Source organism: Ruania rhizosphaerae, assembly GCF_009805705.1.
GTDB lineage: Bacteria > Actinomycetota > Actinomycetes > Actinomycetales > Beutenbergiaceae > Ruania > Ruania rhizosphaerae.
In genome coordinates this window covers 1-25,298 of sequence record NZ_VSMB01000008.1, presented here as the reverse complement: position 1 = coordinate 25,298, position 25,298 = coordinate 1, and the positions used below count along the sequence as shown (strand labels likewise).

Below are 25,298 nucleotides of genomic sequence, written 5' to 3'. Positions count from 1 at the left end.
TCGGCGGCAGTGTGCCCTGCGACACGGCGCCTGCAGCGGGCCAGATCTGCCCGAGGCACCGGGCGGGATCCGGCCTACCGCCAACGGAACAGTCGAGCTGCCAGCACAGTTCCCACGACCGCGTAGGCGACCATCACCGCGAGCTGTTGCCAGGGCATCTGGGTGCTGAACCAGCCCTCCTCGATCGCCTGGCTCGCCGCTCCCAGGGGTGTCCACGCGGCCACGGCCGCGAGGCCGTCGGGCATGATCGGACGAGGTGTCCACAGGCCGGCGAAGAACAGCATCGGGAAGTAGAGCAGCATCCCCAGGCCCTGCGCCGTACTGCCCTTGCTCACTCGCGCCGCGAGCACGAGCCCGACGGCGAAGATCGCCACCGCGCCGAGTACGACGGCGAGCACAGTCACCCCGGGCGATCGCGGCATCGGGATGCCGAACACCACCGCCGCCAACGCCAGTGCGAGCACGGCCGCGACGATGAACGCGGCGACACCGATGATCAGGTGAACCACGAGCACGCCGGCCGACGGCATCGGCGTGGTGGAGAGCCGGGTGAGCACCCCCTGCTCCCGGTAGTTGGCGATGAAGACGGGAACGGCCGTCAGCGCCGGGGTGGCCATCGCCGTCGCCAGGATGGCCGGCAGCATGACGACGATAGTCGAGTAGCCCTGCAACGGACCGGGTTCGGTGATCGACGTGTTCATCCCGGGGATCACCAGCCCGACCCCCACCATCACCAGCGCAGGGAAGGCGAGGGTGAAGAAGACCGATCCTCGGTCGCGCGCGAAGAGCCGGGTCTCGGTGCCCAGCAGACGCCCGAATCCTCGCGGGACCACACGGCGCGCCGTGGTCGATGTCGTGGTCCTCATGCGTTCACTCCGTCCGGGTGCGCCTGGGTCACCTCGACGAACACGTCCTCGAGGGTGCGGGTGAGGGTCCGGATCTCGTCCGGGACGATGTCTCGCTCGGCAAGGTGGAGCACGACGGCGGGAAGCGCCCGCCGGCTGCCGCTGACCTCGATCTCGTCGGCCACCTCGGTGACCGTGTGCACGGGCGCCAGGGCAGCGAGGGCGTCGAGCACCGGGGACACCGCGACCTCGGCCGGCAACCGCATCCGGAAGGTACGGTCGTCATCACCGGCGGCCACGAGCTCGGCCGGGCTGCCGTGGGCGACCACCCGGCCCTCGTCGATGATGGCGAGCCGGTCGGCCAGACGTTCCGCCTCGTCCATGAAGTGGGTGACGAGCACGATCGTCACCCCCCGGTCGCGCACCTGCTCGATCAGCGCCCAGGTATCGCGCCGCGCCTGTGGGTCGAGGCCGGTGGTGAGCTCGTCGAGCACCGCTACCTCGGGGTTCCCCACGAGGGCGAGCGCGATGGACAGACGCTGCTGCTGACCGCCCGAGAGGTTGGCGAAGGCCGTCGCCGCCTTGGACGTCAGGCCGAGCCGTGCCATCAGCTCAGCCGGATCGGCCGGGTCGGCGTAGAAGGACGCGTAGAGCTCGAGCGCTTCCGCGACCCGGATCTTCGCCGGGAGCCGCGAGGCCTGGAGCTGGATGCCGAGACTCTCCCGGATCGCCGCCGGATCACGCTGGGGATCGACGCCCAGCACCCGGATCGTCCCGCCGTCGGCCTGACGCAGGCCGGCCAGTAGCTCGACGGTGGTCGTCTTCCCGGCGCCGTTCGGGCCGAGGATCCCGAAGATCTCGCCCCGCCGCACCTCGAGGCTGACATCAGCGACGGCCTGCGTGCCGCCGTACCGCTTGTGCAGGTTCGCGATCTCCACGATCGACTCGCTCATGGCCGCCCTCCTCAGGTCCATGCGGGATTGGTGGTGCGGATGGGTATGCGCCGTCCGAGCAGCACGGCCACTCCGGCTGCGAGCGTGGTCGCCACCGCGATGCCCGCGATCGGAACCGGCGAGGCCACCAGCGCAGTGGCCAGCACGGCCGGCGCGCAGGTGAGCGGCAGTGCCAGAGTGATCCACGGCCCGAAGCGGTAGTAGCTCAGGCCGACAAGCAGCCCGGACACGGCGCCGGCCAGCACGATCAGTGGGTAGGCGCCGAGACTCAGCGCCAGTCCGGGCAGGACACCCTCGCTGGTGGAACGGTGCGCCCACCCGTAGTCGTCGTAGACCTGGCCTTCGATCGCGATCACCGCTGCCAGCAACAGGCCGTTGACGATCGCGTAGCCCGCCCATGAGAGAAGCGACGCGATGAGGAAGGACCGCCGTGTCTGGCCCGCTGCCACGTGGATACCGAGCATCAGGCTGACCAGGATCAGCGCGGCTGAGAACGGATACCAGATCAACCCGTAGCGGAGCAGGGACATGATGGAGAAGGCCGGTCCATCGGTGAAGCGCTGGAGGATCCAGATCGCGGCCGCCCCGAGCAGAAGGCAGACCGACCAGAACCAGAGCGTGTTCGGAACGAGTCCGCGGGACATGCGCCCCGTCACTCGCAGCCATTGAGGGGCCCGGTGGGCCTCACTGTCGATCACGTCGATTCCTTCCGGGTGAGGTGGACGAAGAGGTCCTGCAGGCCCACGGCGCCGATCGCGATATCGGCAGCGTGGGCCTTGGCGGTCGTGGCGGCGTCGATCTCGCCATAGACGGTGGCTTCGCGGACGCGGCCGAGTTCGCGGGTGGCCAGCACCGTCAGATCGGCAGTGAGGGCGTCAACGGCCTCCCGCTCTCCCGTGAACGTCGCCCCGCGCCCACGCAGCCGGTCGGCCTCCTCGGCAAGCAGGACCGAGCCCCGGTCCAGGATCACCACGCCATCGAACAGCTTCTCCACCTCGCTGATCAGATGGCTGGAGAGGATGACCGTGCGCGGGTGGTCGATAACATCAGCCAGGAGTGCGTCGTAGAAGGCATACCGGGTGGGCGCATCCATCCCGAGGTGGACCTCGTCGAACATCGTCAGCGGCGCTCCCGAGGCGAGCCCGACCACAGCCCCCAGCGCGGAGCGCTGGCCACGGGACAGGTGACGTGGTGCCTTCTTCCGGTCGAGCTCGAACACGTCGACCAGTTCGTCGGCGTAGTCGGCGTCCCACGTCGGCCACGTGTGGGCGAAGTAGTCGAGGTTGGCGCGAACCTTGATGTCGGGGCTGATGTCCCCCGCCTCGCGGACGAGGCAGACGCCGGCCATGACCCGTTCGTTCTCGAACGGATCCTCGCCGTCGACCCGCACCTCCCCGCCAGAGGCGGGTCGGAGCGAGGCGATGGTCGACATCACCGTGGTCTTGCCGGAGCCGTTGCGCCCGAGAAGGCCGTAGATGCCCCCGGGCTCGAGGTCGAACGTCGCGTCCTGAACGGCGCTGGTGCGCCCGTACCTCACGTTGAGGTCACGGACGGTGACGGAGAAGCCGGTCGTCATGACTGTCCTTCGATCGGGTCGTTGATGGCGTGGTCGTCGCCGGTGGAGTCGCTGCCCGTCGGTCCGGTCAGGTAGCGGACCAGGTCGTCAGTACTCAGGCCCAAGTAACGGGCCTCGTCGAGGAGAGGGTCGAGCCGCTCGGCGTAGAACGCCCGCCGGCGCTCGGCTCGCAACCGCTCCCGGGCACCCTCGGCGACGAACATCCCGATGCCGCGCTGCTTGTAGAGCACCCCCTCGTCCACCAGCTCGGTGAACGCCTTGGCGGCGGTGGCCGGGTTGATCCGGTAGGTCTGGGCGTACTGGGTGGTGGACATCACCTGGTCACCGTCCTGAAGCCGTCCCGCGACGATGTCTCTGCGGAGCTGGTCAGCGATCTGCACGTAGATCGGATCCCGTCCGTCGAACACGCCGACCTCCGTTCTCTGGTTCATTACTCGACTAATGAACCAGAGAACTCGAGATGCGTCAAGCCGTGCGACGGATCTGCCGACCCCAGCTCCGTCCAACCCTGGGCGCGTCGAATCCCCTTTCCGCCGTCGAACCACCCTGACGCCGTCCGCACGATGGCTCCGTGGCGGAAAGTGGATTCGGTAGCGCAGGCATGCGGCGAACGCTAGGTGGAGCCGGTGCCGCTCGTGCCCGGCGGCGCTCGTGCCCGGCGGCGCTAGTGCCCGCTGCTACCGGGCAGCGCCTCAGACAATGCGGCGCCCGGCGCGGAACACCGCGCGCGGGTGAGCGAGCACCGTGATGTCGTCACGAGGATCGCCCGGATAGACGACCAGGTCGGCCGGAGCTCCCTCCACCAGCCCGGGCGCCCCCAGGAATTCCCGCGCGGACCAGGCGGCCGCGGCCACCACATCGGCGGCCGGAATGCCTGCCTCGACGAGCGCCGCGGCTTCGTCGGCCATCCGGCCGTGCCCGATCGTGCCGCCGGCGTCGGTCCCCAGCAGCAGCTGCACCCCGGCGTCGTGGAAGTCCCGCACCTGCTGGTTCCGCCGCTCGTACATCGCGCGCATGCGCGCCGCGAAACGCGGGAATTTCGCCTCACCCTGAGCGGCGATCGCCTCGAAGTTCGCGACCTGCAGCATCGTCGGCACCACCGGGATGCCGGCGGCGGCCGCTCGCTCGATCTGGTCGGCCCTCATCCCCGTTCCGTGCTCGATGCAGTCGACGCCGGCGTCGAGTAGATCGTCGACCGTCTCGGTGGCGAACGTGTGCACCGTCACGCGCGCCCCGGCTGCGTGTGCAGCCGCCACCCCGGCGATCAATTCACCCCGTGGCCACAGCGGGGTCAGATCGGCCTCAGGGCCCGCGGAACGGTCGATCCAGTCCCCCACCAGCTTGACCCAGCCGTCCCCGCGGGCAGCCTCCTGCGCCATGGCAGCCGGCAAATTCTCGACGGCGTCCAGTTCCCGCGCATAGTGACGCAAGTACCGCTTCGGGCGAGCAAGGTGGCGCCCGGCCCGGATGATCCGCGGAGCCAGCGGGTCGCCGTCCAGCCAGCGAGTGTCGGCCGGTGATCCGGCATCACGAACCAGCAACGTCCCGGCGCGCAGATCGGCCACGGCCTGGGCGCGGGCGGTCTCGGAGTCCACCGGCCCGTCCGGCCCGAGCCCGATATGGCAGTGCACGTCCACCAGTCCGGGCAGGACCCACCCCTCGACCGTCTCGGCAGTGCCGGTACCGGAGTGGTCGGGCTCGGCGAAAGTCACCCTGCCCTGGTGCGCCCAGAGCGGTCCGGGCACCGCGCCGGATGTGCCCCCTGGACCCGTGCCCGAGTGTTCTGGCCCGGCGAGCACGGGCCCGGTGAGGCACCAGGTGGGCTCATCCTGCGCCGTCATCGGCTCAGCGACGCAGGAACTTGTCGAGCCCGGGCGGCAAGTCGAGTGCGGACGGGTCCACCTGGTCCGGTGAGTCAGCGGATCCGGCCCCGAAGGCCGAGCCGCTCGGCGCGGACGGCTTCTGGGCCGCCCGCTGGGCCATCTCGCGCTCCTGCTGGGCGCGCTTGGCCGGGTTGCCGGACTTGCCCTTCTTCCGCTTGGGCGGGGGCGCCATCTTGCCCTTGGACTTCTTGCCGCTGCCGGGCAGGCCACCCATTCCGGGCATCCCGCCCATGCCGGGCATACCCTTCCCACCGCTGGCGGCCATGGAGCGCATCATCGTCTTCGCCTGCTCGAATCGCTCCAGCAGACCGTTGATCTCGCTCACCGTGGTGCCCGACCCCTTCGCGATCCGGGAGCGGCGGGAGCCGTTGATGATCTTGGGGTTGGCCCGCTCGGCCGGGGTCATCGACTGCACCATGGCCTCGATGCGGGTGACCTCGGATTCGTCGAAGTTCTCCAGCTGCTCGCGCATCTGCCCCATGCCGGGGAGCATCTCGAGCATCTTCTTCATCGGGCCGAGCTTCTTCAACTGCTGCATCTGCTGCAGGAAGTCCTGCAGCGTGAAGTCGCCGTCACCGGAGATCTTGTTCGCGAGTTCGGCGGCCTGATCCTCGTCGAAGGCCTTCTCCGCCTGCTCGATCAGGGTGAGCACATCACCCATGTCGAGGATGCGCGAAGCCATCCGGTCGGGGTGGAAGCGCTCGAAGTCACCCAGCTTCTCGCCGGTGGAGGCGAAGAGCACCGGTGCGCCGGTCACAGTCCGGACCGACAACGCCGCACCACCGCGGGCGTCACCGTCGAGCTTGGAGAGCACCACACCGGTGAATCCGACCCCGTCGGCGAATGCCTGGGCCGTGGTGACCGCGTCCTGACCGATCATCGCGTCGAGCACGAACAAGGTCTCGTCCGGACTCACAGCGTCGCGAATGTCGGCGGCCTGCTGCATCATCTCGGCGTCGACACCGAGGCGGCCGGCCGTGTCCACCACGACCACGTCGTAAAACTTCTCCCGGGCATGCTCCACACCGGTTCGGGCGACCTGAATCGGATCACCGACGCCATTGCCACGCTCGGGTGCCCAGACGTGCACGCCGGCCCGCTCACCGACCACCTCAAGCTGGTTGACGGCGTTCGGCCGCTGCAGGTCCGAGGCCACCAGCAGCGGGGTGTGCCCCTGCTCCTTCAACCAGGCGCCGAGCTTTCCCGCGAGGGTCGTCTTACCGGCACCTTGCAGACCGGCGAGCATGATGACCGTCGGGGGGCGCTTGGCGAAGGTGAGCTCGCGTGAGTCGCCCCCGAGGATCTCCACGAGCTGCTCGTGGACGATTTTGACGATCTGCTGGGACGGGTTCAGCGCCTGGGAGACCTCAGCAGAGCCTGCGCGCTCACGCACGGCGGCCGTGAACGCGCGGACGGCCGGGACGGCGACATCGGCGTCCAGCAGCGCGCGGCGGATCTCGGAGACGGTGGTCGAGATGTCCGCCTCGGTGAGCCGTCCCTTGCCGCGAAGCGACTTGAACGTGGCGGAGAGCCGGTCGGAGAGGCTTGCGAACACGTGGGAATCCTTCTAGCGGTGGCAGTACTGGCTATCGAGGATATCCCGCATGAGGCGGGCTTCAGTCGCCGTGGCCCTCCTCGCAGGCTCGTAGCACGTTCACCGTCAGGGTATCGACCAGTTGCGCCCGCCACGCCGTCCACGCCTTCGGGCCGGCGGCGCGCGCGTCAGCCTCGGTGAGAGCCCGCAGGATCCGGACCAGATCGGCGCGTCGTTCCAACGTCCCGGCGACCCGGCCAATGACATCCGGGTCGTCGACGTCCTCACTGGTGGCGGTCTCGGCCAGCAGCAAGTGGTGGCGAACGAGGGTGACCACGTCCTTGCGGTCTGAGCCTTCCACCCCGATCCGGGTGAGCAGGCTCTCGACGACCTCCGCGCCGGTGACGCTGTGATCGACGGAACCAGCCACCTTGCCGATGTCGTGGAAGATCGCCGCCCACAGCAGCACGTCACGACCGGGTGCGGTGGCAGCGACGCGGACGTTCGCTGCGGTCTGCACCAGGTGCCGGTCCACGGTGTACACGTGCACCGGACTGCGCTGGGGCCGGTTGCGTACCGCAGCCCACTCCGGGAACCACCGCGTCACCACCCCGGCGAGGTCCAGCGCCTCCCACAGTGGGATCTGTGCCTCACCGGTGGCCAGAAGCGCCAGCAGGTGATCGCGAGCGGACTCCGTCCAGGGCGTCTCGAGCGGTGGCGCCTTCTGCAGGGAGGTGATCGTGACCGGTGAGAGCGGCAGCTTGCTACGCGCTGCGGTCGCCGCCGCACGCAACGGCAGCTCCGGGTCGTGCTCCGGATGTGCGTCAATGCCCAGCACGAGCTCACCGTCGTGCTCGACGAGATTGTGCGCCACGGGTCGCAAGCGCGGTGGACGGCGCCGGCCCCGCACCAGTGTCGGCCGCAGACTCAGCGAGGGTTTGCGCAGCGCCTGGCGCGCATGCCGCACCGTGATGTCCAGGGCATAGGAGATCACCCGTCCGGACTGTGCGAGCGCCGCGAGCAAGTCGTCCGGGTGGTCGTGGCCCAGCTGTGCGGCCACCTCCTCGGCGTAGACCCGCAGCAGCCGGTTGACTGGCCTGCCGGTCACACGCGCGAGGGCGTCGCGCACGTCCAGCAGGTGCTCGTAGGCGAGATCCACCCCGCCGTGTGGGCGGTCGGTCAGCCAGGTGGCCGCCAGCGCCTTGAGCACGACGGCGTCGCGCAGTCCGCCCCGGGCTTCTTTCAGATCCGGTTCGATCAGGTAGGCGAGTTCGCCGTGGCGGTCGGCCCGTTCGGTCGTGGAGCCGGTCAGCTCCGGCAGTCGCCTGCGCGCGGAGGCGCGCCAGTCCGCCAGGACGGCGGAGCGTGCGTGGTGCAGGACGGTCATGTCCCCCGCCACGCACCTCACATCCAGCAGCCCGACGGCGGCCGGCAGGTCGGCGGAGGCCACGTGACGGCACTCGGCGAGGGTGCGCACCGAGTGGTCGAGGTCGAGCCCACTGTCCCAGATCGGGTACCACAGGCTCTCGGCCAACGTCGCGACGTCCTGGGCCGGGTGAGTGCGCCCATCATGGACGAGCATCAGGTCCAGGTCGCTGGCAGGACTGGCATCCCGGCGTCCGTGCGAGCCGACGGCCGTGAGCGCGATCCCTGTCGATGGGTCGATCCCGGCGGCTGCTGTCGCAGCGTGCCAGAGCTCGGTGAGCGCTGCGTCGGTGAGGACAGCGAGGCGTTCGCGGTACGCGTGGCCGTGGCCGGGAACAACGAGGCGAGCGGAGCGGAGGCCCCGCAGCAGTGGCTGCGGGGCCTCCGGACGCCCGGACTGGGACGTGAGGGACATCGGGTCAGAGCGCGTCGGGTCCGTTGGCACCGGTACGGACGCGGATGACGTCGTCCACCGGTGAGATCCAGACCTTCCCGTCTCCGATCTTGCCCGACTGGGCCGCACCGACGACCACCTCGGCCAGGTTCGCGGCGTCTGCGTCGTCGACGAGCACCTCCACCCGGACCTTGGGCACCAGGTCGACCGTGTACTCGGCGCCGCGGTAGACCTCGGTGTGCCCCTTCTGGCGGCCGTAGCCGGACGCCTCGCTGACGGTGAGGCCACGAACTCCGGCGGCGGACAGCGCCGCCTTGACCTCGTCCAGCTTGTGTGGCTGGATCACTGCGGTGATGAGCTTCATGAGTTGATCTCCTCGTAGGCACCCTCGGCGTGCTCGGCCAGGTCGATTCCGCGTACCTCGTCCTCCTCGGCGATACGCCATCCCATGGCGGCCTTGAGAATCAGGCCGATCACCACGGTGACGATGCCAGAGAACACCACGGCAACCAACGCGATCAGGATCTGGACGATCAACAGGTTGACGCCGTCACCGAAGAACAGGCCACCATCGGTGGCAAGGAAGCCGATCAGCACGGTGCCGACCAGGCCACCGACCAGGTGGACGCCGACCACATCGAGAGAGTCGTCATAGCCGAGCTTGTGCTTGAGGCTGACGGCCAGGGCACACAGCACACCGGCCACGGCCCCGAGGATGATCGAGGTGACCGGGGTCAGAGCACCCGCTGCCGGGGTGATGGCCACGAGGCCGGCGACGATACCGGAGGCCGCACCGAGGGAGGTGGCCTTGCCGTACTTGATCTTCTCGACCAGCAACCAGCCGAGGACAGCTGCCGCGGCTGCTGTGGTGGTGTTCACCCAGGCCAGACCGGCGACTTCGTCCGCACCGTAAGCCGAACCGGCGTTGAAGCCGAACCAGCCGAACCACAGCAGTGCGGCGCCGAGCATGACCAGCGGCATGTTGTGGGGTTTCATCGGTTCGGTGCCGAAGCCCTTGCGCTTGCCCACGATCAGAGCGAGCACCAGACCCGCCACGCCAGCGTTGATGTGCACCACGGTGCCACCGGCGAAGTCGATCGGGGAGGCGATGCCGGCGAACGGCCCGTCGTCGGAGAGCAGACCGCCGCTCCAGACCATGTGCGCCATCGGGAAGAAGGCCAGCGTGGTCCACAGACCCGCGAACACCATCCAGGTGGAGAACTTCACCCGGTCAGCGATCGCACCGGCGATCAGGGCCACGGTGATGATGGCGAAGGTCGCCTGGAAGCCGACGTCGACCATCGTGGGCATCGACGCGCCGGTCTCCTCGTTCAGGACGGCGATCGGGTCGAAGGACCCGCCGAGGCCGAACTGGTCGAACGGATTACCGAAGATGCCACCGATCGAGGCGCCGTAGGACATCGACCAGCCCCACAGGGGGTAGATGACGCCGATCAGGGCGATCGCCCCGAAGCACATCATCATCATGTTCAGAACGGACTTCGCTCGTGTCATCCCGCCGTAGAACAAGGCGAGACCGGGTGTCATCAACAGCACGAGGGATGCTGATACCAGCATCCACGCGGTGATACCCGTGTCGATAAAGGGTTCCATGCAGATCTCTCCCAGCACCGGCTCGGGCGGCCGGTCTCGGGAGATGACTCTCCTTGGTCTGTGTTTCCCTCATGACCCGCATGTGTTACGGCACTGTGACTGATCGCGAGTTCATGTGAACACCGTGTTTCACCCCAGGTACTGTCTCAGTGACCGGACGCTATGGGGCGAGGAGATCGCGAAGCCCGCTGGTCACTCGAGCAGCGCGTCCACGAATCCGGCGGGGTCGAACGGGGCCAGATCGTCCGGCCCCTCCCCCAGGCCCACGAACTTCACCGGCACGCCCAGCTCGCGCTGGACCGCGACGACGATGCCACCCTTGGCGGTGCCGTCCAGCTTGGTCAGCACGATGCCGGTGACGTCCACAGCCTCGGAGAAGACCTGTGCCTGCCGCATCCCGTTCTGACCCGTGGTGGCATCCAGCACCAGCAGCACTTCGCTCACCGGTGCGTGGCGGGAGATCACCCGGCGGATCTTTCCCAGCTCGTCCATGAGCCCGGCCTTGTTCTGCAACCGGCCCGCGGTATCCACCAGGACTGTGTCCACCCCGTTCTCCCGGCCCGCCTTGACCGCGTCGAAGGCGACAGACGCCGGATCAGCCCCGTCCCGGTCGGCACGCACGACGCTGACGCCGACGCGCTCCCCCCAGGTGCTCAACTGGTCGGCCGCGGCGGCGCGGAAGGTGTCGGCCGCGCCGAGCAGCACGTCCTTGTCCTCGGCCACCAGTACCCGGGCGAGCTTGCCGACGGTCGTGGTCTTCCCGGTGCCATTGACCCCGACGACGAGGACGGTCGCCGGGTGCGGCTCACCGTCGTCCCCGGTCACCGGGCTGACTGCCAGCCGACGATCCATCCCGGGATCCACAAGCGTGAGCAGCTCCTCCCGCAGGAGTGCACGCACCTGCTCCGGATCGGTGGTGCCGAGCACCTTCACCCGGGTGCGCAGCGCCGTCATGAGCTCATCGGTCGGCCCCGATCCGATGTCGGCGAGCAGGAGGGTCTCCTCGATCTCCTCCCAGTCGGACTCGTCCAGATCACCGCGTGAGAGGAGTGAGAGCAATGTGCTTCCCAGTCCACCGGCGCGGGCCAGGCGCGCCCGCAACCGGACCATACGACCCGCCACCGACTCCGGGCGTTCCACGTCGACCGTGGGCGCCGCAGCGGCAGCCGGGCCGCTCGAGTCCGTACCACCCACCTCCGATGCGGTGCCCGGCTCGTCGGGGCCACCCTCGGACGGCGCCGCTGGAGTATCGGCGTCAGCGGTGGTGCCAACCGTCGTGGGTGTCTCACGGGTCTGAACGGACTCATCAGTCTCGCCATGCCGTTCATGCCGGCCGCGCAGCAGCGCGAGGCCTGCGCCGACGACGACGAGAACACCGAGGACCAGATACAGCCAGATGTCAGCCAAGATCTCCACGTGCCCAGTCTCGCTCACCTGGCACGCGCAGAGCGAATCTTGCGAGCGTGTTGGCTCAGGTGCGCGAGCGCAGCTTCGCCACGGATCCGAGGTCGACCGGGCGGTGGTAGGCCGGACCGTCCTCGGCCAGCCCCATCAGCTCCGAGACCCCGACGTCCTGCTGCGTGCCCGGACCGCCCTCGCCCGGTTCTCGCGGCTCGTGGCGGGCAGCGAACGACTCGCGCACCCACGGCAGCAGACCCTCCTCGGGAATCTGCCGGCGCAGCAGCACGAACAGCACAGCGCACGCCGCGGCGACGGCGGCGAAGAAGGCGAGCAGGACTCCGGTCACATGTCGATTATGCGCCGCCGGTCGGGTGTCCGTCAGCGACTCGCCGTCGACGCCCCGCCCAACGTCTGGTGACGCCGCACACAGCCTCAGCCAACCTCGTCACGGTCAGCGATCCGCTGACTGATGACGGTGGTGACGCCGTCCCCACGCATCGTCACCCCGTAGAGCGCGTCGGCGATCTCCATTGTTCGCTTCTGGTGCGTGACGACGATGAGCTGGGAGTCGCTGCGCAGCTCACGGAAGATCTCCAGCAGCCTGCCGAGGTTCACATCGTCCAACGCCGCCTCCACCTCGTCCATCACGTAGAACGGGCTGGGCCGGGCCTTGAAGATCGCCACCAGCAGCGCCACGGCCGTCAGGGACCGTTCACCGCCCGAGAGCAGCGAGAGGCGCTTGACCTTCTTCCCGGGCGGACGTGCCTCGACCTCGAGACCGGTGGTCAGCATGTCGTCGGGTTCGGTCAGGACGAGTCTGCCTTCACCTCCCGGGAAGAGCCGGGCGAAGACCTGCTCGAACTGGGCTGCCGTGTCCTCGAATGCGGAGGTGAAGACCTGTTCGACCCGTTCGTCGATCTCGGCGACGATGTCGAGCAGGTCGGCCCGGGACTTCTTGAGGTCGGCGAGCTGATCGGTGAGGAACTTGTGCCGCTCCTCCAGGGCTGCATGCTCCTCCAGCGCGAGGGGATTCACCTTGCCGAGCAGATTCAGGGCTCGTTCGGCGGCCCGCAGGCGCTTCTCCTGCTCGGTTCGCACGTATGGGCGGGGCGGCTCGGGTTCGTCCTCGGATCCGGGCGCCGGCACCGCCGGAACCAGCTGGTCTGGTCCATACTCGGCCACCAGTACCTCGGGGTCGAGTCCGAGCTCGTCGATCGCACGCTGCTCCAGCTGTTCGATCCGCAGCTTCTGCTGCGCGCGTGCCACCTCGTCGCGGTGGACGACGTCGGTCAACTGGGAGTGGCGGGCGGAGAGCTCGTCCAGGCGCCCGCGCACCGCGGTCAGCGCCTCGTCCCGCTGGGCGCGCTCGTCCTCGGCGATCTCACGGCGCGTCGCGGCCAGCTGCAACGAGTGCTCGATCGCGGCGAGCGCACGGACCGCACCGGCCCGGACCACGCTGGCGACTTCGGCCTGCTCGGCGCGGCGGCGGGCCCGCCGGGCGGCTGCCTCGCGCGCCTCTCGCTCGGCCTTGGCGGCCCGCTCCAGCGACTCGGCCCGCCCGCTGAGCGCACGCACCCGTTCCTCGACAGTACGTAGCACCAACCGCGCATCCGTCTCCCGTCCGCGCGCCTGCGTCGCCGCCTCGGCGAGCCGATCCCGGTCTGCGGTCGCCGCCTCCAGATCCGTCTCGCTCTCCACCGGTTCCTGCCCGGCCACCTCGAGCCGTTCGGCGATCTCGGCGAGGGCCTCAGCGTGCTGGGTACGTGCCTGCTCGGCCTTCTCGATCGCCGGTTGGATCCGCTCGGCCTCCGCGTTCGCGGCCCGCATGGCTGACCCATGCTGACCGAGGCGCTCGGCGACGGCGGCCAGCTGGGCATCGGAGTCGTGCAGCGCCGCCAGAGTGCGGTCGACCTCCGCCTGCGCAGCCTCAACCGCCTCGCGCGCCGGACCCAGAGCGAACCGTGCCTGCTCCGCACGTGCGGCTGCGTCCCCGATCTGCTTCGCCGCCTCTTCACGTGCTGCGTGCAGCTCCAGCACACTCGGACCGGCGGTGCTACCTCCGCGAGCATGTGCCGGCCCCAGCACATCGCCGTCACGGGTCACGGCCACCAGGGCAGGACCGTCCTCACCGTGGCGCTGGTCGCCGCTACCCGCAGCATGTGCGAGACGCACCTGCCGGGCGATGGCGAGGTCCTCCACCACAACGACACCGTCGAGCAGCCAGTCGACGGCTCCGCGCACGGACTCCGCCGCCTCGACTACGTCCCGGGCCCAACGTCCGCCACCGGGTGCTGGTCCTGCGCGAGGCGGAGCGCCCTGCTCGTGGGCGAGCAACAGCCGGGCTTGTCCGGCGTCCTTCTCGCGAACGTAGCGCAACGCGTCGACGGCGACATCGACCGATTCCAGCGCGGCCGCATCGGCCAGCGGCCCGAGGGCGGCTGTGACAGCTGTCTCGTATCCGGGCTCAACGGTCAGCAGGTCGGCGACCGGACCCAGCACGCCTGGGAGGTCCTCGGCCTCGAGCACCGTCCCGGTGGCGTCCTTGCGGGTGAGGGAGAGTTCGAGCGCGTCCCGCCGCGCGGTCCAGGTGGCCCTGGCACCGTCTGCCTCCCGCTCGGCCTCGGCGAGTTCACGCACCCGCTCCTGTGCGCGTTCAAGCGACTCGCGGGCCTGTTCGTGAGCATCATCGAGATCTTCTTCGCCCTCGGCCTGACCGACAGCCTGCTGCTCGAGGGCGGTGAACTCCCGGCTCGCCTGCTGCGCGCGCTCGGTTGCTGCGGCGAGGTCGCGACGCAGCCGTTCCAGCTCGGCTTCCGCAGCCTCGACCTTGCCGCGTGTCGCGGCCACCTGCCCGGTGAGGCGAGCGAGGCCTTCGCGCCGGTCGGCCACGCCCCGGTGAACAGCGGCGAGCGCCTTCTCGGCTTCGGCGCTCTTCTGCTCGGCGTGGGCACGTTCGGTGACAGCGGCCTCGAGATCGTCGCGCGCCTTCTGCGCCTCGGTCCCGAGTTCGGCCTCGGCCTCCCGGGCTCGGGCCGCCTGGGCGTCCAGATCGTCCGGGTCGCGGCGATTCTCCTCGGTGGTTGCCGGGCTGCCGAGCAGGCGGCACCGCTCGGCTGCGAGAGTCTCGGTTCCACGGAGCCGCTCCCGCAGCGAGGACAGCCGGTACCACATCTCGGTGGCCTCGCTCAGGGCCGGTGCGGCGGCCGCTGCCTCTCCCTCCAGGCGCGTCAGCTCCGCTCTCGCCTGCTGCTGTGCGTTCTCGACGGCGTCCCGTTCCTGCCGTAGCGCGGTCTCGTCGGCGATCTCCTGGGCGAGGGAGGAGGTGAGCTGCACCAGGTCGTCGGCAAGTATCCGGGCCTTGGCGTCGCGCAGGTCGATCTGGACGACCTGCGCCCGGCGTGCCACGTCCGCCTGTTTGGCCAGGGGGCCGAGTTGACGGCGTATCTCACCGGTGAGGTCGCTGACCCGCGCGAGATTGGCAGCCATCGCCTCCAGCTTGCGCAGCGCTTTGTCCTTGCGCTTGCGGTGCTTGAGCACGCCGGCGGCCTCTTCGATGAATCCTCGACGCTCCTCCGGCGTGGCCTGCAGCACGGCGTCGAGCCGGCCTTGGCCGACGATCACGTGCATCTCCCGGCCGAGTCCGGAGTCGGAGAGCAGATCCTGGATGTCGAGCAGCCGGCACGAGCTGCCATTGATCGCGTACTCCGAACCGCCGTTGCGGAAGAGCGTGCGGGAGATCGTCACCTCGCTGTACTCGATCGGCAGGGCGCCGTCAGCATTGTCGATGGTCAACGAGACTTCGGCCCGGCCGAGCGGTGGGCGGGAGGAGGTGCCGGCGAAAATCACATCTGCCATCGCTCCACCGCGCAGCGATTTGGCACCCTGCTCTCCCATCACCCACGACAGAGCGTCCACCACGTTGGACTTGCCGGAACCGTTCGGCCCTACGACACACGTGATGCCCGGCTCCAGCGAGAGCGTGGTCGCAGACGCGAAGGACTTGAATCCCCGCAGCGTCAGCGTCTTGAGGTGCACGCCTGACAGCCTAGAGGGTGGGACTCGGCAGGGCGGTCAGTACTCGCCCTCGTCCGGATCCTCCGCCGGTACCACCACGGCCTGGTCTGCCACGTCAGCCTCGTCGGCGAGCCCGTCCCGGTCGGGTCGGGGGGTGTGCGGGTGGTAGTCCTCACCGACACCCGCTGCGGCCCCGGCCGCATCCTCGTCGGCTTCGTGGACGAGGTTGACCGGCTCGTCGGTGCTCGGCTCGCCCGTGTTCGGGTCGATCAGTCCGGCGTCACGCCAGGCGTGGGCTCCAGGTGCAGTGCTCATCGGTTCCTCCTGCTCTGACGCCGAGGCGTCTCGCTCGAGTTTCCGGTCCTGCCTATCGTGAACCCGATCTGTGCCCCGGCGCCACCTGAACCGTGCACCCGCCGGCCCGGGCCTCAGGTCGTGACACTGACCTGCTGCCGATAGGGGTCGGCCGGGTACACCCCGAGGATCGTGACCTCGCGGGTGAAGAAGGACAGTTCCTCCAGAGCGCGACGTACGGGCAGGTCGTCCGGGTGGCCATCGATCTCGGCGAGGAACTGGGTGGCGACGAATTCCCCGCCCACCATGTAGCTCTCCAGCTTGGTCATGTTCACGCCGTTGGTCGCGAACCCTCCGAGCGCCTTGTACAGGGCGGCGGGCAGGTTGCGTACCCGGAACACGAAGGTGGTGACCGTGGGCCCGTTCCCTGGCGCGACCTGCGCGGGATCGGGTGCCAGCGCGATGAACCTGGTGGTGTTGTGATCGGCGTCCTCGACGTCGGAGGCGAGGATCTCCAACCCATAGATCTCGGCAGCGAGCGGCGGCGCGATCGCCGCCTGCGTCAGGTCGGCGGCCTCGGCTACCTCACGCGCCGCGCCGGCGGTGTCCCCGGAGACAATCGGCTCCAGGCTGTGGGAGCGGATGATGTCGCGGCACTGACCGAGCGCGTGCACGTGCGAGTGCACCGTCCGGATGGTCTCCAGGGTCGCACCTGGCACCGCCATCAGCATGAACCGGATCCGCAGGAAGTGCTCGGCGATGATGTGCAGACCCGAGGTCGGCAGGAAGTGGTGAATGTCGGCCACCCGTCCGGCCAGGGAGTTGTCGATCGGAATGAGTGCCAGATCAGCGTCCCGCGTCTCGACCGCGGCGAAGACGTCCTCGAAGGAGGCGCACGGCACGGGCTGAGCATCGGGATAGTACTGACGGCACAGGATGTCGGAGTTCGCTCCGGGTTCTCCCTGGTAGGCGATACGTCGCTGAGTCACGGCCGACATCCTCCCACGATCGCGCGATGTGCCGGGTGTGGGCCAGGCGTCCGCCCGCACCGAGCGAGTCTCAGGCGGTTCGGATGGTTCTCACAGTGGCAGTGCACGCACTGAGCGAAAACCGTCACGTCGCGGTCACCGCAGCGGACACGGCGCGAAACACCGCATCTCTAGCGTGTCAGGCAGCCTCGAGGAAGGGACTGCCATGTACGTCAAGCCGAACGACCTGGTCACCACGATGATCGACGCCGGGGAGTCGAAGATCTTCATGTCCACCCGGGACACGCTCGTACGTGCCTCGATGGGGGGTGCCCTGCTCGCCCTGGCCGCCGCGTTCGCCGTCACCGTCAGCGTCACCACCGGGATCGCCCTCCTCGGCGCGGTGCTGTTCCCGGTCGGGTTCATCATGCTGTACCTGCTGGGCTACGACCTGCTCACCGGGGTGTTCGTCCTCGCTCCCCTGGCGTGGCTGGACAAGCGGCCCGGCGTGACCGTGCGCGGCGTGCTGCGCAACTGGGGACTGGTGTTCGTGGGCAACTTCATCGGCGCCTTCACCGTGGCGGCGATGATGGCCGTGGTGGTGACCTTCGGATTCGACACCGCACCGAACGAGGTGGGCGAGGCGATCGGACACATCGGTGAGGGACGCACCCTCGGGTATGCCGAGCACGGCGCCGCCGGGATGCTCACGCTGTTCGTGCGCGGGATGCTGTGCAACTGGATGGTCTCCACCGGCGTGGCCGGTGCGATGATCGCCAAGGATGTGCCCGGTAAGGCCATCGCGATGTGGATGCCGATCATGCTGTTCTTCTTCATGGGCTTCGAGCACTCGATCGTGAACATGTTCCTGTTCCCCTCGGGCATCATGCTCGGGGGCGAGTTCACGGTGATGGACTACCTGGTCTGGAACGAGATCCCGACAGTGCTGGGCAACCTGGTGGGAGGGCTGGTGTTCACCGCCCTGCCGCTGTACGCCACCCACGCCCGGACGGCGGCGCGCCGCTCGCTGCCCACCCGGCCCACCGCGACACGCGACGAGATCGACCAGCCGGCCTGACGAGGCACACACACGCCATCGAGGCGCCAGTTGCGGCCCGTCCGCAGTGCGGAGAACAGGCCACGACTGGCACCTCGATGGCATGCCCTGGCACCTGCGTTCAGTGGGCGGCTGACTCCCCGCCCGGGGTGAAACCGTGCCGCTGACCGAGACGCGCGAGGATCTGCTGGGCCACCACGAGATCGGCCCGGCCCTCGACCGGCCCGGAGAACGGCTGCTCACCGCTCGTGACCAGGGCATGGAACGCCGTCAGTTCGTTCTCGAACGCCTCCTGCTGGGAGGAGCGGTGCTCGCTGCGGATCTCCGCACCGTCCTCACCCCGGCTGACGACGGTCAGGACGGTCGGCGCGTTGAGCAGGTAGGGAACCGAGAAGACCAGGCTCACGCTTCCGCCGTCGTGGTGAAAGGTGACGGTCTCGCGGTAGTCGGGGTAGTCCGGCAGGAAGTGCCAGCCCAGGTGCAGCCGGGCACCGGAGGCCAGTTCACCGAGCACCTCCACCGATCCCGGACCAGCGTCCGAGGCGCCCCAGGTCGCTGCCGACTCCACCCCGGTGATCGGGTGACCGAGGTGCCGCAGCAGCGAGATGTCGTGCACGATCGAGCCGATGATCACGCCCTCGTAGAGACCGCGCCACCTCTGCTCCAGGTCTCCGCCGAGGGCCTGGTCCAGAGCCGTGGCGGTGGGCGCGACGGCGGTAGCCAGGGCATCAGGGTCGACGTCCCCGGCAGGGGGCAGGAGCCGGGCGAACTGCAACTGCGCGGTGGAGGTGGGGTGCAGGATCTCCACGGTCACCGCCCGTACCTGACGTCCGGCCAGCGCCCGCGCGGCTCCCGCGGTGGCGGGGTCGTACTCCTTCATGTAGCCGAGCTGCACGCGCCCGCCGCCTGCCACGGCGGCATCGATGGCATCGATCTCGGCCTCGGCAAGGGCGAGTGGCTTCTCCGCCAGCACGGCCAGCCCGGCGTCGGTGAGCGCGATCACGTCAGCGCCATGGGTGCCGGTCGTGGCCACCAGCACGGCGTCCAGCGGGCAGGTGCCCTCAGTGTGCGCGGCCACCAGGTCGGCACGGGAGGTGAACCGGCCCGCCACTCCGTACCGATCGGCGACGGTCGTGGTGCGTTCGGCCGAGAGGTCGGCCACGGCAGCGATCTCGAACAGGTCCCAGCGCCGGGCGAGCAGCGGCAGGTGCACACTCTGGGTGACGGCCCCGAGGCCGAGCACGCCGATCCGAACACGAGTCATGCGAGGTCTCCCTTCGGGAACCAGGGGGTGAGGGCGTCACGGTTGCGCCGCTGATGCGCCTGCGGCTGGCCGGAATCGTCGCCGGCCTGGGGGATCACATCCTGCTCGATCACGAGCCAGCCGGAGTAGCCGCTGCCGAGGATCTGCTCCATCGTGGCGTCCAGGTCCAGGTCGCCGTCCCCGAGCGGCACGAAGGCGCGCTCGGTCCAGACCTGCCGCATGCCCGCCTTCCGGGCGACGACGTCCCGCAGCACGGCCGTCTGCACGTCCTTGAGGTGCAGGTGGTCGATCCGCTTCTCCCAGCGACGCAGACCCTCGAGCGGGTCGCCGCCGCCGATGATGAGGTGTCCGGTGTCGAACGTCAGGCCGACGTCGGTGCGGGCGAGCAGCTCGTCGATCTCCTCCGGGGTCTCCACGTGCGTGCACGCGTGGTGGTGGAAGGTCGGCCGCAGGCCGTACTCGCCCGCGATCCGGGCGGCGGAGCTCACGTTGCGGGCGAGAGTGTCCCATCCGCGCGGGTCCAGGCTCAGACCCGGTCCGCCGCCCGGGTTGGCGCGGCGGGCGGCGGAGCCGCTGTCGGCGAGCGTGGGGCGCGGCGGGGTGTCCGGGTGCAGTTCGGCACCCTCGGCGAAGAACGCCATCGCGTCGCGGTACCCGGGCAACGCGGCGGCGAAGGCGTCGTCGTCGGTGAACGGCATGTCCACCCAGCCACCGGCGAGAGCGAGACTGTGGCGGGCGAGCCGGTCCCGGAGTTCGGCACCGCGACCGAGCATTCCGATCGGACCGGAGTCGATCCCGGCGTAGCCCGCGGCCGAGATCATGGCGGCGATCTCCTCGGGCCCGGGCAGCTCGACACCCTCCTCGGCATCGAGTTCGAAGACTCCGTAGGAGACGGGGGCGTTGGCGAGGGTGATCATGCGTGGGACTCCGAGGGGAAGGCGAAGCTGGCGGCGTGGCGCACCCCGCGCTGGGGCCAGCGGCTGGTGATGGCCTTGGCGCGGGTGTAGAAGTTCAGGCCCTCGCGGCCGTAGATGTGCGTGTCGCCGAAGAGGGAGTCCTTACGCCCCCCGAAGGAGAACGAGCCGGCGGGCACCGGGATCGGGACGTTGATCCCGACCATCCCGGCCTGCACACCGCGCTGGAACGTCCGGGCGGCCGCACCCGAGGACGTGAAGATCGCCGCACCGTTGCCGTAGGGGTTGGCGTTGACGATGGCGAGGGCCTCGTCAAGGTCGGTGGCGTGGACCACCACGAGCACCGGGCCGAAGATCTCCTCGGTGTAGGCACTGGAGGTGACCGGCACCTCGTCGAGCAGGGTGGGGCCGACGAAGTACCCGCCTTCGTGGCCGGGGACCGTCAGCTCGCGGCCATCGAGCACCACCCGGGCCCCCTCTGTCTCGGCCTTGCCGACCAGCGAGCGGATGCGCTCGCGGGACTGCGGGGTGATCACTGGTCCCATCTCGGACTTCTCGTCCGAGGACGGTCCCACGACGACGGAGCGGCCGCGTTCGGCGACGGCGTCGACGAGGGCGGAGGTCTCGTCCTTGGTTCCGACCGCGACGACGACGGAGATCGCCATGCAGCGTTGGCCGGCCGATCCGAACCCGGCAGCCACGAGATGGTCGGCAGTTTCGGCGATATCGGCGTCGGGCATGACAACCGCATGGTTCTTGGCTCCCCCGAGCGCCTGCACGCGCTTACCAGCGGCGCTGGCCCGCTGGTAGACGTGCTGGGCGATCGGGGTCGATCCCACGAAGGAGACGGCTTCGATGCCGTCATGGTCGAGGATGCCGTTGACGAGGTCCGGGCCGCCGTGCAGCACGTTGAAGACGCCGGCCGGTAGCCCAGCCTCGTGCCACAGGTCGGCGATGAGCAGGGCCGCGGAGGGGTCCCGCTCGGAGGGCTTGAGGATGAAGGCATTGCCGGCGGCGATCGCGATCGGCGCCATCCACAGCGGGACCATCACGGGGAAGTTGAACGGGGTGATGCCGGCCACCACGCCGAGGGCCTCCCGGTAGGAATAGACGTCGACCCCGGTGGAGAGCTGATCGGTGTAGGAGCCCTGCGCCAGCTGCGGCAGACCGCACGCGAAGTCGATGTTCTCCAGCCCGCGCGTGATCTCGCCCTGAGCGTCCTCGACGGTCTTACCGTGTTCGAGAGCGACGATCCGTGCGAGCTCGTCGCGGCGGGTGGCCACCAGATGACGGAACGAGAACAGCACGGCAGACCTCTTCGAGACCGACATCTGAGACCAGGTCTCGTAGGCGGCAGTGGCGGCCGTGACGGTCTGGTCGAGCTCGGCCTGACCGGCAGTGCTCGCAATCGCGATCACGTCACCGGTCGCGGGATCGGTGATCTCGATGACAGGTCCGTCGCTGCTACGACGCTCCCCGTTGATGACGTGTTCCACGCTGCGCATGCCCATGGTGCCTCCCGTACCGACCTCGACGACGGCAACCGGCCGGATGACCGGTGGCCCTCGCCTATCGTCCCACTGCATGACGGGTTCTTGTCAAACTTTGTTAGGACAAACGGCCTGTGCCGGAGATCATTGGTCAGGACACATCGTGCGGAGGAGGGAGTCGAGGTGGCCCTGTGGCGCCCTTCGCGGCTATGGCGTCACGAACCTGGGAACCAGAGCCCGATCTCCCGTGCCGCGCTCTCCGGGGAGTCGGAGCCGTGCACCAGATTCTGCTGGACCTTCAGGCCCCAGTCACGGCCCAGATCGCCGCGAATGGTCCCTGGAAGCGCACCGGTCGGATCGGTCGCGCCGGCCAGTGACCGGAAGCCTTCGATCACCCGGTGGCCCTCCACGACGGCCGCCACGACCGGTCCGGACTTCATGAACTCGACCAGTGGCGCGTAGAAGGGCTTGCCCTCGTGCTCGGCGTAGTGGGCGGCCAGCAGTTCGTCGTCGGCCGAGCGCAGGGTCAGCGCCGTCAGTGCGTATCCCTTGGCCTCGATCCGCCGCAGGATTTCGCCGGTCAGACCACGACGGACGCCGTCGGGCTTGATGAGGACCAGGGTGCGTTCGATGTTCTCGCTCATACCAGCGAGCGTATCGGCCTCAGGTGGCGGGTGAGGACGTCTGCGCGCTCCCGGTCGACCGGCGCTCAGCACGCTCACGATCGATCTTCGCACCGAGCCAGATCGCCGTGATCCACACCAGCACGAATACCCCGCCCATGAACCACAGCGCCGGTATCACCAACCCGCCGAGGACGATCAGTACCTGCACGATCGAGCCGAGCACCAGTCCGAGCCATCGCGTGCGCTGCAGTCGCGCGGCCACGGCGCACCAGACGATGAGCACCCCACCGACGAGACCGATCGCCCAGGGCTCGGCCACCCGCAGCCCGTAGGCCGCGAGTACCGCGAAGAAGACCAGCAGCACCTCCAGCCAGAGGACGCTGGTGCAGAACAAGGGACGCGCCGGGCGCGGAGGCTTGGCAGCCGCCGCACCCGGAGTCGCCGAGGTCGAAGTCACCGCTCCAGGGTAGTGCCCGCCTGAACGGGCTCCACCTCTCTGGCGGTCCCGGCCTCCGGGGACGCCGACTCGGGGGCCGCGTCGTCGGCCTGGTCTCCACTCGGGCCGGCGGCGCCCTCGTGCGCGACCGAGGCGACGCCGTCGGGACTCTCAACCACGGCCTCGCCGCGGGCGACCATCCCGGCCGTGTCGGAGAGGCGGACCTCCCGCAGCAGCAGCGTGAGCAGGAATCCCACCGCCAGCAGCGGCACCAGATACCAGAAGGAGGGGGCGAGGGCATCGGCGTAGGAGTCGACGACGATCTGCTTCATCCCGGCAGGCATCGCGTCCACGGCCTGCGGCGTCAGCGAATCCACGCCCGCCCCCGCAGCCGCCGGGTCGATTCCAGCGCCGGCGAAACCTTCGGTCAGGTTGTCCACCAACCGGGAGGTGAAGATCGTGCTGAACAGTGCGGTACCCACAGCGGCGCCGATCTCCCGGATGAAATTGTTCGCACTGGTGGCGGTGCCGATCTCGCGCGGGTCCACCGAGTTCTGCACGGCGAGCACGATCGTCTGCATCACCAGGCCGAGACCGGCGCCGAGCACGAAGATCATCAGCGAGAACAAGGCGATGGAGATGTCCCCGGTGAGGCGTGTCAGCCACATCACGCCGAGTGTGACCACCGCCATCCCGACGATCGGGAAGATGCGGTACCTGCCGAGCCGCACGATCGCCAGACCGGACGCGATGGAGGTCAGCATCACACCCACCATCATCGGAAGCATCTGCATACCGGACTGCGTCACCCCGGAGCCGGTGGCCATCTGGAGGAACGTCGGCAGGAAGCCGAGGGCGGCGAACATGCTCATCCCGATCACCAGGCCGACACCACTGGCGATCGCGAAGGTCCGGTTCTTGAACAGGTGCAACGGCAGCAGCGGGTCCTGCGCGCGCTGCTCGGCCACGATGAACAGGCCGATCGCGAGCAATGTGCCGAGCACGAGGGCGAGCAGGCCGGGGTCGGACCAGTCGTAACCATCGCTGCCGCTCCAGGAGTCCCAGCTGGTGGCCAGCACGATGCCGGATGTTCCCAGGCTGAGCAGCACGATCCCGGCCACGTCGATGCGCTTAGTGGCGCGGTGGCTGGGCAAGCGCATGGTGAACCAGCCGATGATCAAGGCAGCGATCCCGATCGGGATGTTGAGCCAGAAGCACCAGCGCCAGTCGGCGTGGTCGGTGAACAGGCCACCCAGGAGCGGTCCGAGAACAGCGGAGATCCCGAACAGCGCACCCATCGGGCCCATGTACTTGCCGCGCTCGCGGGCCGGGACAATGTCGGCGATGATCGCCTGGGACAGGATCATCAGCCCGCCGCCGCCGAGGCCCTGGACGCCGCGCCAGAACACGAGCCAACCGAAGCTCGGGGAGAAACCGGCGCCGATGGAGGCCACGGTGAACAGTCCGATCGAGATCAGGAAAGGCCATCGGCGACCCCACACATCGCCGAACTTGCCGTACAACGGCATCGCGATCGCGACGGCGAGGATATAGGAGGTGATGAGCCAGCCTTGGTGCTCGACGCCATTGAGCTCGCCGACGATGGTCGGCATCGCTGTGCCCAGGATGGACTGGTCGAGCGATGCCATGAACATCCCGGCCATGAGGGCGGCGAAGATCAGCCAGACGGTTCGCTTGTTGAGCACGACCTTGGGCTGGTCCGCCGCCGGTGCGGTGGTTGCCATGAGTGGTTTCCTTTGCGTGAGTCGGTCGAGTACGCGGGGTTTGCGGCCCGCGCGGCGGTGGAGTGGCGTCGATGGTCGGCCGTGGCCGCGGCCAGGTCGGCGGGGCTCAGGTGATGAGCTCGCGGAGCTCGCCGTAGGTGGCGTCCACGTAATCGCGCGGGTGTCCCGCTCCCCCGGCCTCGTGCCACCGCGACGTGGCCCAACGGGCGAGATGGAAGAGTGTCATCGCGTACAGTTCGGGCCGCGAGTCGGACTCGTCGGCGCCCAGCCGTTGCCGGATGAGGTCCTGCACCTGATGCAACGCAGACTCGAAGATCGACATGTGCCGCGTCAGGAGCGTCGGCTCGGCCTTCACGATCTCGATCACGGCGGCCATCCGCTCCTTCGAGAGCGCGGGAAGTTCGAGGATCTGCTCCAGCAGCGTGCGAGTATCGGCGGCGAAGTCGCCACTGGGGCCGCCCTGTGCATAGGTCACGGCGACGTCATCGTCCAGGGCGAGCGGTGTGGCGCCGACAGCCGCATGGAGCTTGGACTCGAAGTAGTTGAAGAACGTGCGCACAGAGACTCCCACCCGCTCGCAGATCGCCTCAACGGTGACGTTCTCGAGTCCCTGCTCACGGACGAGTTCATGGGTGGCGTCGATCAGCGCGTCGCGGCGCGCGATCTTCTTGCGTTCGCGCAAGCCGAGCTCGTTCTGCATGTCATGCATTTTTGCATGACGTGCAATCTTTGATCCAGGGGGAAGCAGTCCGGTGATCGGTGATCTGCGTCACGGACACACGAGGGTGGCCTCAGTGTCGCGATCTGCATCCCAATGTCAAGTGGTCGTTGCGACAGTGAGGAGTTGGTTGAGGGCTTGGGCGGG

The 25,298-nt window shown here is 69.0% G+C and carries 23 protein-coding genes; 1 reads left to right on the top strand and 22 read right to left on the bottom strand.

Annotated features, from left to right (window positions below; all coding sequences use genetic code 11):
- Window positions 1-74 precede the first annotated feature (74 nt).
- The 15 genes from FV560_RS12025 to FV560_RS11955 form a co-directional block, all read right to left on the bottom strand.
- Entirely contained in the window at window positions 75-866 is a 792-nt protein-coding gene (locus FV560_RS12025; RefSeq protein WP_159621789.1) for an ABC transporter permease, read from the bottom strand.
- Window positions 863-1,798, bottom strand: coding sequence for an ABC transporter ATP-binding protein (locus FV560_RS12020; protein ID WP_159621788.1), 936 nt, complete (start codon window positions 1,796-1,798; stop codon window positions 863-865). Before FV560_RS12020 ends, FV560_RS12025 begins: the two co-directional genes overlap by 4 nt.
- Window positions 1,799-1,809: 11 nt before the next feature.
- Entirely contained in the window at window positions 1,810-2,496 is a 687-nt protein-coding gene (locus FV560_RS12015; RefSeq protein WP_159621787.1) for a hypothetical protein, read from the bottom strand.
- Window positions 2,493-3,374 carry an ATP-binding cassette domain-containing protein gene (locus tag FV560_RS12010; protein ID WP_159621786.1) on the bottom strand — a complete coding sequence of 294 codons (882 nt, stop codon included), beginning with the start codon at window positions 3,372-3,374 and terminating at the stop codon, window positions 2,493-2,495. The genes FV560_RS12015 and FV560_RS12010 overlap by 4 nt, the downstream gene beginning before the upstream one ends.
- Window positions 3,371-3,781: a GntR family transcriptional regulator gene (locus FV560_RS12005; protein ID WP_159621785.1), complete on the bottom strand. Its 411-nt coding sequence runs from the start codon at window positions 3,779-3,781 to the stop codon at window positions 3,371-3,373. The genes FV560_RS12010 and FV560_RS12005 overlap by 4 nt, the downstream gene beginning before the upstream one ends.
- Before the next feature lie 285 nt (window positions 3,782-4,066).
- Window positions 4,067-5,215, bottom strand: coding sequence for an amidohydrolase family protein (locus FV560_RS12000; RefSeq protein ID WP_159621784.1), 1,149 nt, complete (start codon window positions 5,213-5,215; stop codon window positions 4,067-4,069).
- A 4-nt stretch (window positions 5,216-5,219) separates the two neighbouring features.
- Window positions 5,220-6,812, bottom strand: coding sequence for a signal recognition particle protein (gene ffh / locus FV560_RS11995; RefSeq protein ID WP_159621783.1), 1,593 nt, complete (start codon window positions 6,810-6,812; stop codon window positions 5,220-5,222).
- 61 nt (window positions 6,813-6,873) lie between these two features.
- Window positions 6,874-8,631: a [protein-PII] uridylyltransferase gene (locus FV560_RS11990; RefSeq protein WP_159621782.1), complete on the bottom strand. Its 1,758-nt coding sequence runs from the start codon at window positions 8,629-8,631 to the stop codon at window positions 6,874-6,876.
- A gap of 4 nt (window positions 8,632-8,635) precedes the next feature.
- The gene (locus tag FV560_RS11985) at window positions 8,636-8,974 is read right to left on the bottom strand and encodes a P-II family nitrogen regulator (RefSeq protein ID WP_159621781.1); all 339 of its coding nucleotides are present in this window, start codon (window positions 8,972-8,974) and stop codon (window positions 8,636-8,638) included.
- A complete protein-coding gene (locus FV560_RS11980) occupies window positions 8,971-10,224 on the bottom strand; it encodes an ammonium transporter (protein WP_159621780.1) in 1,254 nt (417 codons plus the stop codon). Before FV560_RS11980 ends, FV560_RS11985 begins: the two co-directional genes overlap by 4 nt.
- Before the next feature lie 192 nt (window positions 10,225-10,416).
- The gene (ftsY, locus tag FV560_RS11975; protein ID WP_420853369.1) at window positions 10,417-11,640 is read right to left on the bottom strand and encodes a signal recognition particle-docking protein FtsY; all 1,224 of its coding nucleotides are present in this window, start codon (window positions 11,638-11,640) and stop codon (window positions 10,417-10,419) included.
- A gap of 55 nt (window positions 11,641-11,695) precedes the next feature.
- A complete protein-coding gene (locus FV560_RS11970; RefSeq protein ID WP_159621779.1) occupies window positions 11,696-11,971 on the bottom strand; it encodes a hypothetical protein in 276 nt (91 codons plus the stop codon).
- A gap of 86 nt (window positions 11,972-12,057) precedes the next feature.
- Window positions 12,058-15,660 carry a chromosome segregation protein SMC gene (gene smc / locus FV560_RS11965; RefSeq protein WP_159621778.1) on the bottom strand — a complete coding sequence of 1,201 codons (3,603 nt, stop codon included), beginning with the start codon at window positions 15,658-15,660 and terminating at the stop codon, window positions 12,058-12,060.
- A gap of 36 nt (window positions 15,661-15,696) precedes the next feature.
- Window positions 15,697-15,954 carry a hypothetical protein gene (locus FV560_RS11960; RefSeq protein ID WP_159621777.1) on the bottom strand — a complete coding sequence of 86 codons (258 nt, stop codon included), beginning with the start codon at window positions 15,952-15,954 and terminating at the stop codon, window positions 15,697-15,699.
- 113 nt (window positions 15,955-16,067) lie between these two features.
- Window positions 16,068-16,931 (bottom strand): prephenate dehydratase, encoded by an 864-nt coding sequence (locus FV560_RS11955; protein WP_200837641.1) that lies wholly within the window; start codon window positions 16,929-16,931, stop codon window positions 16,068-16,070.
- Window positions 16,932-17,127: 196 nt separating this feature from the next.
- Between FV560_RS11955 and FV560_RS11950 the strand changes: the two genes are divergently transcribed.
- Window positions 17,128-17,979: a formate/nitrite transporter family protein gene (locus FV560_RS11950; protein WP_159621936.1), complete on the top strand. Its 852-nt coding sequence runs from the start codon at window positions 17,128-17,130 to the stop codon at window positions 17,977-17,979.
- A 100-nt stretch (window positions 17,980-18,079) separates the two neighbouring features.
- On the opposite strand, the gene FV560_RS11945 is transcribed toward FV560_RS11950, so the two are convergent.
- The 7 genes from FV560_RS11945 to FV560_RS11915 form a co-directional block, all read right to left on the bottom strand.
- Window positions 18,080-19,222: a Gfo/Idh/MocA family protein gene (locus FV560_RS11945; protein ID WP_159621775.1), complete on the bottom strand. Its 1,143-nt coding sequence runs from the start codon at window positions 19,220-19,222 to the stop codon at window positions 18,080-18,082.
- Window positions 19,219-20,139, bottom strand: a complete 921-nt coding sequence (locus tag FV560_RS11940) for a TIM barrel protein (protein ID WP_159621774.1) — start codon at window positions 20,137-20,139, stop codon at window positions 19,219-19,221. The genes FV560_RS11945 and FV560_RS11940 overlap by 4 nt, the downstream gene beginning before the upstream one ends.
- A complete protein-coding gene (locus FV560_RS11935; protein ID WP_200837656.1) occupies window positions 20,136-21,647 on the bottom strand; it encodes a CoA-acylating methylmalonate-semialdehyde dehydrogenase in 1,512 nt (503 codons plus the stop codon). Before FV560_RS11935 ends, FV560_RS11940 begins: the two co-directional genes overlap by 4 nt.
- A 194-nt stretch (window positions 21,648-21,841) precedes the next feature.
- Window positions 21,842-22,270, bottom strand: a complete 429-nt coding sequence (gene ndk / locus FV560_RS11930) for a nucleoside-diphosphate kinase (protein WP_159621773.1) — start codon at window positions 22,268-22,270, stop codon at window positions 21,842-21,844.
- A 19-nt stretch (window positions 22,271-22,289) separates the two neighbouring features.
- A complete protein-coding gene (locus FV560_RS11925) occupies window positions 22,290-22,709 on the bottom strand; it encodes a DUF4233 domain-containing protein (protein WP_159621772.1) in 420 nt (139 codons plus the stop codon).
- Window positions 22,706-24,433: an MDR family MFS transporter gene (locus FV560_RS11920; RefSeq protein ID WP_159621771.1), complete on the bottom strand. Its 1,728-nt coding sequence runs from the start codon at window positions 24,431-24,433 to the stop codon at window positions 22,706-22,708. Before FV560_RS11920 ends, FV560_RS11925 begins: the two co-directional genes overlap by 4 nt.
- A 106-nt stretch (window positions 24,434-24,539) precedes the next feature.
- Window positions 24,540-25,133, bottom strand: coding sequence for a TetR/AcrR family transcriptional regulator (locus tag FV560_RS11915; RefSeq protein WP_235020090.1), 594 nt, complete (start codon window positions 25,131-25,133; stop codon window positions 24,540-24,542).
- Window positions 25,134-25,298: the final 165 nt, after the last annotated feature.